Here is a 14059-nt window from a genome sequence, read left to right as displayed (position 1 = left end):
CCATCGCGTTGATCCCGTACAGAAGCAGGTTCCCGGCAAGCGGATGACGCAAAAAGGGATTGACTAACCAAGGCCCGTTACAGAAGCCCGGATGGAGCGAAGCGTAATCCGGGGTTGCTGCATACGGATAGACTGTCCCGGATTACGCTTCGCTCCATCCGGGCTACTTGCTACTGCTAATCCCTGTTGTGCGGCGTCTGAATAAACCCGCGATTATGCGTCGGGCTGATCAGGAGCTCGTTGATGCAGACGCGCGGCGGCATGCTCGCGATGAACGCGATGGTGCGGCCGATATCTTCGGATTGCAGCATCCTGGCCTGCTCCGCCTCGCTCGGCACCACCGGGCGGAGTTTGAGGATCGGGGTCGCCACCTCGCCCGGCATCAGGCAGCAGGCGCGAAGCCCATTGACGCATTCGTCCATGTTGAAGGAATGGGTCAGGGCCAGCACCGCATGTTTGGTCGTGGTGTAGGCCGGACCCGGCATCTTCGAGACGTGGCGGCCGGCCCAGGACGAGACGTTGATGATCGAGCCGTCCTGCTGCTTGCGCATCGTCGGCAGCACCGCGCGCATGCAATAGAGCACGCCGTTGAGATTGACCTGCACGAGCTTGTCCCAGCCCTCCAGCTCCAATTCCATCCAGCTCCGCTTGGGGACGTTGATGCCGGCATTGTTGACCAGGAGGTCGATGCGGCCGTGCTTGGCGACGATCTGGTCGGCCGCCTTCTGGGCCTCGGCGGCATCAGACACGTCCAGCGCGATGGCCTCGGCCGCCCCGCCGGCCCTCGCGATCTTGGCGACCACGGCATCGAGGGCGTCCTTACGCCGGCCGGACACCACGACCGTCCAGCCGTCGGCCGCGAGCGCCTCGGCGCCGGCCTCCCCGATCCCGCTGCCGCCCCCGGTGATCCAAGCCACGCGTTTCCCGTTTTTGGACATGCAAACTGTCTCCGTTGCTTCATTGGGGCTGTTTTTGCTAATCCAGCCCTCGGTTTTGACCGGCCTTGTCTTACAAGGCTTGCCGTCGAGGAAATCTTGCATGAACCAAGCAGCCAACGCCAACCTGTTTTCTCGCCTGTTCGACGGCCTGGACGATCCCAAACGCCTCGCGATCGAGACGCATGACGGCGCCCGCATCAGCTATGGCGATCTGATCGCGCGCGCGGGCCAGATCGCAAACGTTCTGGTCGCGCGCGGCGTGAAGTCCGGCGACCGCGTCGCGGTGCAGGTCGAGAAATCCGTGGCCAATATCGTGCTGTATCTCGCCACGGTGCGGGCCGGCGCGGTCTATCTGCCCCTCAACACCGCCTATACGCTCAACGAGCTCGACTACTTCATCGGCGACGCCGAGCCGTCGCTGGTGGTGTGCGATCCCGCCAAGGCGGAAGGCCTCGCCCCGATCGCCGCCAAGGTGAAGGCCAAGGTCGAGACGCTCGGGCCTGACGGCAAGGGCTCGTTGACCGAAGCCGCCGACAAGGCCAGCGGCGAATTCGCGACCGTTCCGCGCGCGAGCGACGACCTTGCCGCGATCCTCTATACGTCCGGCACCACCGGCCGCTCCAAAGGCGCGATGCTCACCCACGACAATCTGGCGTCGAACTCGCTGAGCCTCGTCGGCTACTGGCGCTTCACCGACAAGGACGTGCTGATCCACGCGCTGCCGATCTACCATACGCACGGCCTGTTCGTGGCGACCAACGTCACGCTGTTTGCCCGCGCCGCGATGATCTTCCTGCCGAAGCTGGACCCGGATCTGATCATCAAACTGATGGCGCGTGCCACCGTGCTGATGGGCGTGCCGACTTTCTACACACGGCTTCTGCAAAATCCCGCGCTGTCGCGCGAGACGACGAAGCACATGCGGCTGTTCATCTCGGGCTCGGCGCCGCTGCTGGCCGAGACCCATCGCGAATGGTCGGCGCGCACAGGGCACGCTGTGCTCGAGCGCTACGGCATGACCGAGACCAACATGAACACGTCGAACCCCTATGAGGGCGAGCGTGTGCCCGGCGCGGTCGGCTTTCCGCTGCCCGGCGTCTCCGTGCGCGTGACCGATCCCGACACCGCCAAGGAATTGCCGCGCGACGAGATCGGCATGATCGAGGTCAAGGGCCCCAACGTCTTCAAGGGCTACTGGCGCATGCCGGAGAAGACCAAAGCCGAATTCCGCGACGACGGCTTCTTCATCACCGGCGACCTCGGCAAGATCGACGCCAAGGGCTATGTCCACATTTTGGGACGAGGCAAGGATCTCGTGATCTCCGGGGGCTTCAACGTCTACCCCAAGGAGATCGAGAGCGAGATCGACGCCATGCCAGGCGTGATCGAATCCGCCGTGATCGGCGTGCCGCATGCCGATTTCGGCGAGGGCGTCACCGCGGTGCTGGTCTGCAACAAGGGTACTGAGATCAGCGAAGCCTCGGTGCTGAAGGCGCTCGACGGGCGTTTGGCGAAGTTCAAGATGCCCAAGCGCGTGTTCGTGGTCGACGAGCTGCCGCGCAACACGATGGGCAAGGTGCAGAAGAACGTGCTGCGGGATACCTACAAGGATATTTTTGCGAAGAAGTAGGGCGTTGCTCTCTCGCCTCGTCATTGCGAGGAGCTCGCGACAAAATTGCAAAGCAATTTTGCGCTGATGCGACGAAGCAATCCCGACTGCCGTGGCGGATGGATTCTGGATTGCTTCGCTGCGCTCGCAATGACGGAGTGTGGGGGGTTTAATGCCCGCCTGCCAAGCTCAGCACAAACCGGCTGCCCACGATGAAGAGATAGCAGCCGAACGCGACCTCCAGCGTCCGTTTCGACATCGCGTGCGCGGCCCTGACGCCGAGCGGTGCGGTGACGAGGCTCATCGGCATCACCAGGACGGCGCCGATCAGGGAGACGTAGCCGAGTGCGAATGGGATTTGCAGTGCTACCACGCTCGGATGGCTCGCCGCGGCCGGCCAGCCGGCATAGATGTAACCGAGCGCACCGGGGATCGAGATCAAGACCGCGAGTGCCGATGAGGTCGCGACCGCTTGGTGGATCGGACGGCCATAGAACGTCATCAGCAGATTCGAGAATAGGCCGCCGCCGATGCCCATCAACGTCGAGAGGATACCGACGCAGAAGCCGTAGACGCGCATCAATGGACCCTTCGGCAGGTCATCTCCGAGCTTCCAGCTCTCACGCGCGAAGATCAGCCGTACCGCAGCAGACCAGGCGACGCAGACGAACACGATCTTGAACAGCCGCTCCGGCGCGTGGCGCGCGACCACGCTGCCGGCGATGACGCCGATCACGATCGGCAGCCACCAGACCCGAAGGATCGCGATGTCGACGGCGCCGCGCTTGTAATGCGCCTGGAACGAACGGATCGAGGTCGGGATGATCACCGCGAGCGAGGTGCCGACGCAGAGCGGCATGCGCACCTCCAGCGGCACGCCGGCGATGCGGAAGCATTCGTAGAACACCGGCACCAGAATGGCGCCGCCGCCGATGCCGAACACGCCGGCCAGGAATCCAGAGAGCGCGCCAGTTGCGATCAGCAGCAGCGCGAGTTCGATGATGTCCTGAAGATTCAGACCTGCAATCACCCCTGACCTGCCCCCGGCGATTGGTCGCAACTGCTCCGAAGCATCCGCTCGGAGGAACTGCGCGCCCAGCTGTAGGCGATCAGGCTGGCCCGGTCGACATACCGCGCCTGCGGGCTGGGGTGGAATGCAGGATGCGCATATCCGGGACTGGGCACAAAAATGGTGAGGCGGCGGGTGGCAGACGGAGTCGGGGGGAGGGTTGGCGAGCGCCTTGAGCGATCTGGACGGGAGGGTCCGGTTAGAGACGTTCCAACAGCGATTTCAACGTCCATGGCCGAGCAGACTAAAATAGTGAAGTTAGATTCAGTCTTTGGTGGTTAGCCAAGGCTCTGGTATACCAACCCTGATTGGCCCAGTTTCATCAACGCCCTAGCGCTGAACCCGGGTTCGTTTGATGGCAATTTGGTGATTGCGCAGGCGAAATCGACTCCGTAAATAGAGCCGACCTTTCGCGATCCCCGCGCGCGCCCTGCTGGGCCGCCACAAGACATCAAAGCCCATGACCGCACGGATCGAACGACCGCTTTCCCCACACATGCAAGTCTACCGCTGGACGCTGACGATGGCGCTCTCCATCGTCCATCGCGCCACCGGGATCGCCCTGTATGTCGGAACCCTGCTGCTGGCCTGGTGGCTGATCGCCGCGGCCTCCGGCCCTGCCGCCTATGGCCACGTCCAGGCCTTCACCGGCAGCATTATCGGCCGGCTGATCGTGTTCGGCTACACCTGGGCGCTGATGCACCATATGCTGAGCGGTATCCGGCACTTCGTGTGGGACCTCGGCTACGGCTTCAAGGCCAATGAGCGCGAGGCCCTGACCTGGGGCGCGCTGATCGGCGGCATCGTCCTGACGGTGCTGATCTGGATCGTCGCCTACGCGATCGGAGGTGGACGATGAGCACAGCCGAGACGCCGAAGCGCAGCATGCGCACCCCGCTCGGCCGTGTTCGCAATCTCGGCGCGGCGCATTCGGGCACGTCCGATTTCTGGCGTCAGCGCATCACTGGCGTCGCCATGGTGGTGCTGATGATCCCGGCGCTGGTGATCATCATGACGCTGCACGGCAGCAACCAGGCCGGCGCCAAGCAGATACTCGGCTCGTTGCCGATCGCCATCATCATGGTTCTGTTCATCGTCGCCAGCGCCTGGCACATGAAGATCGGCATGCAGGTCGTGATCGAGGACTACGTCCACAACGAGAAGCTGAAGCTCGCGGCGATCATGCTCAACAATTTCTTCTCGATCGCGGTGGCGCTCGCCTCGATCTACGCGATTCTCCAACTGTCATCCGGAGTGTAAGCCATGGCCACCGTGACGAATGGCAAGGGCAACGGCGCTCCCGCGACCAACGGCAAAGCCTATCCGATCGAAGACCACACCTATGACGTCGTTGTGGTCGGCGCCGGCGGCGCCGGCCTGCGCGCCGTGGTCGGCTGCAGCGAAGCGGGCCTGCGCACCGCCTGCATCACCAAGGTGTTTCCGACCCGCTCGCATACGGTCGCAGCGCAGGGCGGCATCTCCGCCTCGCTCGGTAACATGCACAAGGACGACTGGCGCTGGCACATGTACGACACCGTGAAGGGGTCGGACTGGCTGGGCGACCAGGACGCGATCGAATACATGGTGCGCAACGCGCCCGAGGCGGTCTACGAGCTCGAGCATTGGGGCGTGCCGTTCTCGCGCACCGAGGACGGCAAGATCTACCAGCGCCCGTTCGGCGGCATGACCCTGGACTACGGCAAGGGCCAGGCGCAGCGCACCTGCGCCGCCGCCGACCGCACCGGCCACGCCATGCTGCACACGATGTACGGCCAGTCGCTGCGCCATGCGGCCGAGTTCTTCATCGAGTTCTTCGCCATCGACCTGATCATGGACGATCAGGGCACCTGCCGCGGCGTCATCGCGCTCAAGCTCGACGACGGCACGCTGCACCGCTTCCGCGCCCAGACCGTGATCCTGGCGACCGGCGGCTACGGCCGCGCTTATGCGTCCTGCACCTCGGCCCACACCTGCACCGGCGACGGCGGCGGCATGGTGCTGCGCGCCGGCCTGCCGATGCAGGACATGGAGTTCGTGCAGTTCCACCCGACCGGCATCTACGGCTCCGGCTGTCTCGTCACCGAAGGTGCCCGCGGCGAGGGCGGCTATCTCGTCAACTCCGAGGGCGAGCGCTTCATGGAGCGCTATGCGCCGTCGGCGAAGGACCTCGCCTCGCGCGACGTCGTCTCGCGCGCGATGACCATCGAGATCCGCGAAGGCCGCGGCGTCGGCAAGAAGAAGGACCACATCTTCCTGCATCTCGACCATCTCGATCCCGCGGTGCTGGCCGAGCGCCTGCCGGGCATCTCCGAATCCGCAAAGATCTTCGCCAATGTCGACGTGACGCGCGAGCCGATCCCGATTGTGCCGACCGTGCACTACAACATGGGCGGCATTCCCACGAATTATCACGGCGAGGTGCTGACCAAGAAGGACGGCGACGACAACGCCACCATCCCCGGCCTGATGGCGATCGGCGAGGCGGCCTGCGTCTCCGTGCACGGCGCCAACCGCCTCGGCTCCAACTCGCTGATCGACCTCGTGGTGTTCGGCCGCGCCGCCGCGCTCCGCCTCGCCGAGAAGCTCACGCCCAACGGCAAGCAGCCGGAGCTGCCGGCCAACTCGTCCGACCTCGCGCTCGGCCGCCTCGACCATTACCGCTACGCCTCCGGCGGCACGCCGACCGCGAAGCTGCGCGAAGGCATGCAGCACGTGATGCAGAACAATTGCGCGGTGTTCCGCACCGGCGATATCCTGAGCGAAGGCCAGAATCTGATCGAGAAGGTCCATAGCGGCATCACCGATATCGCCGTCTCCGACCGCTCGCTGGTGTGGAATTCGGACCTCGTCGAGACGCTCGAGTTCGACAATCTGATCGCGCAGGCGGTGGTGACGATGAACTCCGCCGCCAATCGCACCGAGAGCCGCGGCGCGCATGCCCGCGAGGACTTCTCCGAGCGCGACGACAAGAACTGGATGAAGCACACGCTGGCCTGGCTGGACGATACCGGCAAGATCAAGATCGAGTACCGCCCGGTTCACAACTACACCATGACCAATGACGTGCAGTACATCCCGCCGAAGGCGCGCGTGTACTGACCACCACTTGTCATTGCCGGGCTTGACCCGGCAATCCATCCTTCGAAGATGGGTGCGCGGTCAAGCCCGCGCATGACGGGAGAAACCAGAGGCCGGACTAATGGTTGAATTCGCACTTCCGAAGAACTCCAAGATTTCAGGCGGCAAGACCTGGCCGAAGCCCGCGGGCGCGGCAGAGGTTCGCGAATTCCGCGTCTATCGCTGGAATCCGGACGACGGCAAGAATCCGAGCGTCGACACCTATTACGTCGACACCAATGATTGCGGCCCGATGGTGCTCGACGGCCTGATCTGGATCAAGAACCACATCGATCCCTCGCTGACCTTCCGCCGCTCCTGCCGCGAAGGCGTCTGCGGCTCCTGCGCCATGAACATCGACGGCCAGAATACGCTGGCCTGCACCCGCTCGATGCACGACGTGAAGGACGGCGCGGTGAAGATCAACCCGCTGCCGCACCAGCCGGTGGTGAAGGATCTTGTCCCCGACCTCACCAATTTCTATGCCCAGTACGCCTCCATCGAGCCGTGGCTGAAGACGACCTCACCGACGCCGCAGAAGGAATGGCGCCAGAGCCACGAGGACCGCGAGAAGCTCGACGGGCTCTATGAGTGCATCCTCTGCGCCTGCTGCTCGACCTCCTGCCCGAGCTATTGGTGGAACAGCGAACGTTATCTCGGCCCCGCCGCCCTGCTCCAGGCCAACCGCTGGATCTCCGACTCCCGCGATGAGGCGACCGGCGAGCGACTCGACGATCTCGAGGACCCGTTCCGCCTTTACCGCTGCCATACCATCATGAACTGCGCCAAGGCCTGCCCGAAGGGCCTGAACCCGGCGGAAGCCATCGCCGAGCTCAAGCTCAAGATGGTCGAGCGCCAGATCTAGGCGCCATTCACGTCTCGATTCCCGGCCGCCACGGCCGGGACATTCTACGGCTGGCACCGGTTCAGGATGATTTTTCCGGCGGCCCGCCGCGCGCGCGAATCGTTAGATTGCAACCTCCGGTTCCCGCCATAAGCCGCTTCCTTCCCGGCGCAGTATTCAGGTAAGCTCTCCGGTCAGGGACCGGAGCCGTGCAGGGCGCGCAACGCAATTCGCTAAGACTGTTGCAGTGGATGATGGCTGCATCCCTGGCGCTGCCGATTGCCTTGTTCGTCTTCACCTCCACGATGTCCTACACATCGACGAAGGACATCGCCGACCGCGAGATCGAGCGCACCCTCGATGTCGCCCATGAGCACGCGCTCAAAGTGTTCGAGACCATCGACCGCAGCCTCGCCGAGATCAACGAGGTGGTGCGCGGCCTTCCCGACGACATCATCCGCTCGCGCGAGCCGGCGCTGCACCGCCGCCTGAAACGGCTCACCGATTCGCTGCCGCAGCTCAAATCGGCCTGGATCTTCGATGCGAACGGAAAGTCACTGGTCAACAGCCTCGTCTCGCCACCGCAGGATCTGAGTTTTGCGGACCGCGATTACTTCTACGTTCATGTCGACCAGAACATTGGCACGTTCCTCGGCGCGGCCCTGACGCCGCGTCCACCCTATCAGGGCGCACGCTTCTTCGGCATGAGCAGGCGCCGCGAAACCGACGATGGCAGCTTCATCGGCGTCATCCAGGCCTCCGTCCTGCCGGAATATTTCGAGAGCTTTTATGCCAGGATCGGCTCCGATCCCGGCAGCTTCTTCGCCATGGGACGCGCCGACGGCGTGCTGCTCACCCATTTTCCCCGGCTCGACCGCGACTTCCGGCTCGATTCGAACGGGCCGGTCGGGCAGCAGATCGCCGCTCACCCCGAGCACGGCCTCATCACCATCGCCTGGCCCTCGGACGCAATCGAGCGGCGCGTCGGCTACAGGCGCGTCGCCGAATATCCGATCTATGTCAGCGCCGGGCTCGAGACCTCGGCGATCCGCGCGCGCTGGTTCGCCACCATGGGCCAGCATCTGGTGTTCGGCATTCCGGCCACGGCGCTCCTGTTTCTGCTGCTCGCGTTCGCGTTCCGGCGCACCCAGCATCTGCACGCCGAGGCGACAGCGCGGCGCGAGGCCGAAGAGGCGCTCAAGCACAGCCAGCGGCTGGAAGCGCTCGGGCAGCTCACCGGCGGTGTCGCGCACGACTTCAACAATGTCCTCACCGTGATCCGCGCCTCGGTCGACCTGTTGAACCGGCCGCAACTGACGGAGGAACGGCGGCAGCGCTACATCACCGCCATTGCGGACGCCGTCGCGCGCGCCGCCAAGCTGACCTCGCAGCTTCTGGCGTTTGCGCGGCGCCAGACGCTGAAACCGGAAGTGTTCGACGCCGGGGAGCGGATGCAGTCGCTGCACGACATGCTCGCCACGCTGCTCGGGCCGGCGATCGAGATCGCAATCCGGCTGCCGGCGGAGCCCTGCCTGGTCAAGGCCGATGCCGGCCAGTTCGAGACGGCGCTGATCAACATGGCGACCAACGCGCGCGACGCCATGCACGGCAAAGGCAGGATCACCTTCGCCGTGCAGACGGCGACGACCGTCCCTGACGCGCTCGCGCACCCGTCGGGCAGCCATGAACTTGCAGGCAACCATGGCTTCGTCAGCGTCGCCGTCAGCGACACCGGCATCGGCATTCCCGCTGCACGATTGGGGCGCATCTTCGAGCCGTTCTTCACCACCAAGCAGGTCGGCCAGGGCACCGGCCTCGGCCTGTCGCAGGTGTTCGGCTTCGCCCGGCAATCCGGCGGCGAGGTGACCGTCGAGAGCGAGGTCGGCCAGGGCAGTACCTTCTCGCTCTATCTGCCGCGCGTGCCCACGGACCTGCTGCCGCAGCGGCAGGCGCCCACCACCGCGCCGGCGGTGGACGGCAGCGGCATGTCGGTGCTGTTGGTCGAGGACAATATCGAGCTCGCCAATTTCGCCGCCGACGGCCTCACCGAGCTCGGTTACAGCATCACCCTGGTGGACAATGCCGCCGATGCGCTCGCCGAGCTCACCGTGGACGCAGATCGCTTCGACGTCGTGTTCTCCGACGTCGTGATGCCCGGAATGACCGGGCTCGATCTGGCGAAGGCAATCCGCGACCGCGGCGTCGGCGTGCCGATCGTGCTGACCACCGGCTACAGTGAGGCGCTGTCACAAGATGGCGCCGCCGGGTTCGACCTCGTGCAAAAGCCCTATTCGATCGAGCAATTGTCGCGCGTGCTCCACCGGGCCGCGAAGCTCCGGCCGGTCCGCGATGGCGCCGCCGAGTGAGGGCGGTGCGGAACCGGCGGGAACTGATTGATTTCTTTCGCGTTATCCGCTCATGCACAAGCCGGCCGCAAAGCGCGAACAGGGCAAAGATTCGCCCATTGTCGAGATCACCGGCGAGAACGGCGATGAGGTCGCACCGCCGCCGCCCGAGCAGGCCGAACCTGACCTCGAGCTATCACCGGAAGAGGCCGAACAGGCCCGCAAGGACTATCTGCTGACGCGCTTCTGGATCAGCGCACGCGGCTTCTGGGGCCGCAACGGCGACCGCCTCGCCTGGCCATTCTCGATCGGGCTCGGCGTGCTGATCATCCTGACGGTCGGCTTCCAGTACGGCATCAACGTCTGGAATCGTGCGATCTTCGACGCCATCGAGAAGCGCGACGCAACCGCCGTTTTCCATCTCACGGCCATGTTCTTCCCGCTCGCGATCGGCAGCATCTTGCTCGGCGTCGTCCAGGTATTTGCGCGCATGGGCGTTCAGCGGCGCTGGCGGGCCTGGCTCACGGCAAGCGTGCTGACGCGCTGGCTTGCCAACGGGCGCTACTATCAGCTCAACCTGGTCGGCGGCGACCATAAGAATCCGGAATACCGCATCGCCGAGGATCTGCGCGTTGCGACCGACTCCCCGGTCGATTTTCTCGCCGGTGTGACCTCGGCGCTGTTGTCGGCCGTCACTTTCATCATCGTGCTCTGGGCCATTGGCGGCGCGCTCACGGTCACGCTTGCGGGATTGACGATGACCATCCCGGGCTTCCTCGTGATCGCCGCGATTCTCTACGCCGCGATCGCCTCCGGTTCGATCCTGGTGATCGGCCGGCGCTTCGTACAGATCTCCGAGGACAAGAACCAGGCGGAGGCGGATTTTCGCTACACGCTGACACGCGTGCGCGAAAACGGCGAAAGCATCGCGCTGCTCGGCGGCGAGGAAGAAGAGCGCGGCGGCATCGACCGCAATTTTACCAACGTGTTGCGGCAATGGGCGCGGCTGGCCGGCCAGCACATGCGCACCACGCTGGTCTCGCAAGGCTCCGGCCTCGTTGCGCCGGTCGTGCCGCTGCTGCTCTGCGCACCCAAATTCCTCGACGGCAGCATGACGCTCGGGCAGGTGATGCAGGCGGCCTCCGCCTTCACCATCGTGCAGAGCGCATTCGGCTGGCTGGTCGACAATTATCCGCGTCTCGCCGACTGGAACGCCTGCGCGCGCCGCATCGCCTCGCTGATGGTGTCGCTCGACGGCCTCGAGCGCGCCGAGCAGGGCGATGGTCTCGGCCGCATCAAGCGCGGCGAGACCAGCAACGACGCCGTGCTGGAATTGAACGACCTTTCGGTCACGCTCGACGACGGCACCGCTGTTGTCGGCGAGACCGAGGTGGTGATCGAGCCCGGCGAGCGGCTGCTCGTCGCCGGCGAGTCCGGCTGCGGCAAAAGCACGCTGGTGCGGGCCATCGCGGGGCTTTGGCCATGGGGCGGCGGCAGCGTCAATTTTCATCCCGACCGGCGGTTGTTCATGCTGCCGCAGCGGCCCTACGTGCCTTCCGGCAGCTTGCGACGCGCGGTCGCCTATCCCGGCGCCGAGGGCGACTGGAGCGTCGGGGAGATCGGCGAGGCCTTGCACAAGGTCGGCCTCAACCATCTCAAGGCGAAGATCGAGCAAGAGGGGCCATGGGACCAGACGCTGTCCGGCGGCGAGAAGCAGCGCCTCGCCTTCGCGCGGCTGTTGCTGCACAGCCCCGACATCGTCGTGCTCGATGAAGCGACCTCGGCACTCGACGAGAAGAGCCAGGACAAGATGATGAAGATGCTCACCGACCAGCTGCCGAAGGCGACCATCGTCAGCGTCGCGCATCGCGTCGAGCTGGAAGCCTTCCACAGCCGCAAGATCGTGCTGGAGCGCTGCAAGAGCGGCGCAAAACTCGTCAGCGACATCGACCTGATCCCACGCAAGGGCAGACGCAAGCTGCTCGGCCGCTTCCTGCGCCAGCGCAGGGCCCCACCGAAAAAGGCGGCGTGAACTCGTAGCCCGGATGGAGCGCAGCGCAATCCGGGGCAAAAGCCGACCAGATGCGAGAACCCCGGATTGCGCTGCGCTCCATCCGGGCTACAGGCCTTTCGTGAAGATTGGAGTCCCCGTCAAAACCGGCTATGCATGCGCCGCTTGCAACGAGGACCCCTGGCTTGACGCCCTACTCCGATCCTTCGTCCGCGCCATTCGGCAGGTTTGCGCCAAACGCTGCGCAGGCTGCGATCATTCGCCTCGCGACGCGGTCGGGGCTGAAGCGCGGCGCGTTCCGTCCTTGGCTGTCGCGGCTGATCAATCTGCTGCGCGGCGGTCCGGTCGACGTGCAGTATCAGGGCGCATCGTTCCGTCTCTATCACCAGGGCAGCGCGACCGAACGTGGCGCGCTGTTCAATCCCGACTACAATCTCGACGAGCTCGACTTCCTGCGCCAGCACACGCCGGCGGACGGCGTGTTCGTCGACATCGGCGCCAATGTCGGCACCTTTGCGCTGGTGATGGCGCGGCAGGTCGGCTCCGCCGGCAAGGTGGTCGCGATCGAGCCGCATCCAATGACCTTCGCGCGACTCTCGTTCAACCGGGCCGCATCGAAAGCGACGCAGGTGCACCTGGTGCAGGCCGCCGCGGGCGACAGCGATGGCGAGCTGATGATCGAGAGCGGCGGTGGCAATCTTGGCGCCACGCACGTTGCGACGGGCGCGCCCAGCGCTGATGCCATCAAGGTGCCGTCGCTGCGGCTGACGCGCATTCTCGACGAGGCCGGCGTGGCGCAGGTCGATGCACTCAAGATCGACGTCGAAGGTTTCGAGGACCGCGTGCTGATCGGCTTCTTCCGGGACGCGCCGCAATCGCTGTGGCCGCGTGCGGTCGTGATCGAACATCTGTCACAAAACGAATGGCATCAGGATTGTATTGCCGACATGGTCGCGCGCGGCTTTGCGATCGTGCGCAAGTCACGGAGCAATACGTTCCTGTCGCGCTGACAGCTAATAATGGAGGTTGCGATGATCGACCATTTGGGTTTCTCCGTCTCCGACTATGAGCGTGCGAAGGCGTTCTACGCCAAGGCGCTGGCACCGCTCGGCTACGGCCTGATCATGGAAGTGACGGCAGAGCAGACCGGCCACGATCCCGCCGCCGGCTTCGGCGCCGACGGCAAGCCGGACTTCTGGATCGGCGGCGAAGGCGCGATGAACAAGCCGGTGCATGTCGCGATCCGCGCGAAAGACCGCGCCACGGTCGATGCCTTCTACAAGGCAGCCATGGCGGCCGGTGGCCGCGACAACGGGCCACCCGGCATCCGTCCGCACTATCATCCGAACTACTATGGCGCTTTCGTGCGCGACCCCGACGGCCACAACATCGAGGCCGTCTGCCACGCGCCCGAGTAAAAGGGCGGCGCGACGGGGAACATCGGCGCGGCACCATCGTTGTCGTCCTCTGGACAACTGATCTCGATGATTCCGATGCCGATTGAACCGCCCGAGATTCCACCGTCGACGCCGGGGACTCCGACCGAGCCGCCGCCGGGAATTCCGCCGGGCAATCCGCAGCCTGAAATCACGCCGCCGGTGCGGGAGCCCGGCTCGCCACCGCGGCCCGACGAATTGCCGGGCCGCGTGCCCGAAGAGATTCCACCGCGCGGACCGAACGGACCGCTCACGCCCAATCCTGCGACGGACGCGAACTCGTCGCGGGATGAGGCGAGGCGATTGTAACCCGCGCCTGAATGCGCAATGAACATCGATGTCGTGACGTGATTTGCGTTCAGAAATAAATCGGGCCGCGACCTCTTCGCCCGCCACATTCCGGCCCAACGCGTAGCCGTTCATCCCACCACTTCGTCAAAGAACCTTCCGGGGAAGTTCACCATCATGACCAACCTTCGTTTCGTGCTGCTTGCGACGACGGCTCTCACCGCGATGCAATTCGCAAGCTCCGCATCGCATGCGCAAGGAGCGCCGCCGCTCGTGGTCGCGCAGGCGCAGCCGCAAGAGACCGGCCCTGACGGAAAACCGAAGCAGCCCCCGAAGGGACCGCCAGCGGCCGCGCCGCCTGCGCGCCCACGAGCGGCGGCGCTCCTTGCGCATGCGATGCGG

General features: G+C 65.0%; 12 protein-coding genes and 1 pseudogene. 11 read left to right on the top strand and 2 right to left on the bottom strand.

Annotated features, from left to right (window positions below):
- Positions 1-176 precede the first annotated feature (176 nt).
- Positions 177-938, bottom strand: coding sequence for an SDR family oxidoreductase (locus IVA80_RS27440; protein ID WP_247437503.1), 762 nt, complete (start codon positions 936-938; stop codon positions 177-179).
- 100 nt (positions 939-1038) lie between these two features.
- On the opposite strand from IVA80_RS27440, the gene IVA80_RS27435 reads away from it, so the two are divergent.
- Complete coding sequence (locus IVA80_RS27435) at positions 1039-2568, top strand: malonyl-CoA synthase (RefSeq protein ID WP_247437502.1); 1530 nt, start codon at positions 1039-1041, stop codon at positions 2566-2568.
- Between the two features lie 148 nt (positions 2569-2716).
- Here IVA80_RS27435 and IVA80_RS27430 read toward each other — a convergent pair whose 3' ends face one another.
- Positions 2717-3577: a sulfite exporter TauE/SafE family protein gene (locus tag IVA80_RS27430; RefSeq protein WP_247437501.1), complete on the bottom strand. Its 861-nt coding sequence runs from the start codon at positions 3575-3577 to the stop codon at positions 2717-2719.
- Positions 3578-4076: 499 nt separating this feature from the next.
- Between IVA80_RS27430 and sdhC the strand changes: the two genes are divergently transcribed.
- From sdhC to IVA80_RS27380, 10 genes and pseudogenes are all read left to right on the top strand, one after another.
- The gene (gene sdhC / locus IVA80_RS27425; RefSeq protein ID WP_247437499.1) at positions 4077-4475 is read left to right on the top strand and encodes a succinate dehydrogenase, cytochrome b556 subunit; all 399 of its coding nucleotides are present in this window, start codon (positions 4077-4079) and stop codon (positions 4473-4475) included.
- On the top strand, positions 4472-4876 hold the full coding sequence (gene sdhD / locus IVA80_RS27420; protein ID WP_247437497.1) for a succinate dehydrogenase, hydrophobic membrane anchor protein: 405 nt from the start codon (positions 4472-4474) through the stop codon (positions 4874-4876). Before sdhC ends, sdhD begins: the two co-directional genes overlap by 4 nt.
- A 3-nt stretch (positions 4877-4879) precedes the next feature.
- Positions 4880-6715 (top strand): succinate dehydrogenase flavoprotein subunit, encoded by a 1836-nt coding sequence (gene sdhA, locus IVA80_RS27415; protein ID WP_247437495.1) that lies wholly within the window; start codon positions 4880-4882, stop codon positions 6713-6715.
- 100 nt (positions 6716-6815) lie between these two features.
- Entirely contained in the window at positions 6816-7598 is a 783-nt protein-coding gene (locus IVA80_RS27410) for a succinate dehydrogenase iron-sulfur subunit (protein WP_247437493.1), read from the top strand.
- A gap of 188 nt (positions 7599-7786) precedes the next feature.
- The gene (locus IVA80_RS27405) at positions 7787-9943 is read left to right on the top strand and encodes a hybrid sensor histidine kinase/response regulator (protein WP_247437491.1); all 2157 of its coding nucleotides are present in this window, start codon (positions 7787-7789) and stop codon (positions 9941-9943) included.
- A gap of 52 nt (positions 9944-9995) precedes the next feature.
- Entirely contained in the window at positions 9996-11954 is a 1959-nt protein-coding gene (locus tag IVA80_RS27400) for an ABC transporter ATP-binding protein/permease (protein ID WP_247437489.1), read from the top strand.
- Positions 11955-12118: 164 nt separating this feature from the next.
- Complete coding sequence (locus IVA80_RS27395) at positions 12119-12943, top strand: FkbM family methyltransferase (protein WP_247437487.1); 825 nt, start codon at positions 12119-12121, stop codon at positions 12941-12943.
- Between the two features lie 21 nt (positions 12944-12964).
- Positions 12965-13351, top strand: a complete 387-nt coding sequence (locus tag IVA80_RS27390) for a VOC family protein (protein WP_247437484.1) — start codon at positions 12965-12967, stop codon at positions 13349-13351.
- A gap of 75 nt (positions 13352-13426) precedes the next feature.
- Positions 13427-13678, top strand: coding sequence for a hypothetical protein (locus IVA80_RS27385; protein ID WP_247437483.1), 252 nt, complete (start codon positions 13427-13429; stop codon positions 13676-13678).
- A 156-nt stretch (positions 13679-13834) separates the two neighbouring features.
- Positions 13835-14059 (top strand): annotated as a pseudogene (locus tag IVA80_RS27380) (hypothetical protein); the annotation flags it as partial.

The organism is Bradyrhizobium sp. 139, from assembly GCF_023074175.1.
Lineage (GTDB): Bacteria > Pseudomonadota > Alphaproteobacteria > Rhizobiales > Xanthobacteraceae > Bradyrhizobium.
Note: the sequence above shows the minus strand (reverse complement) of the source record. Positions and strands in the feature narration are given on the sequence as shown.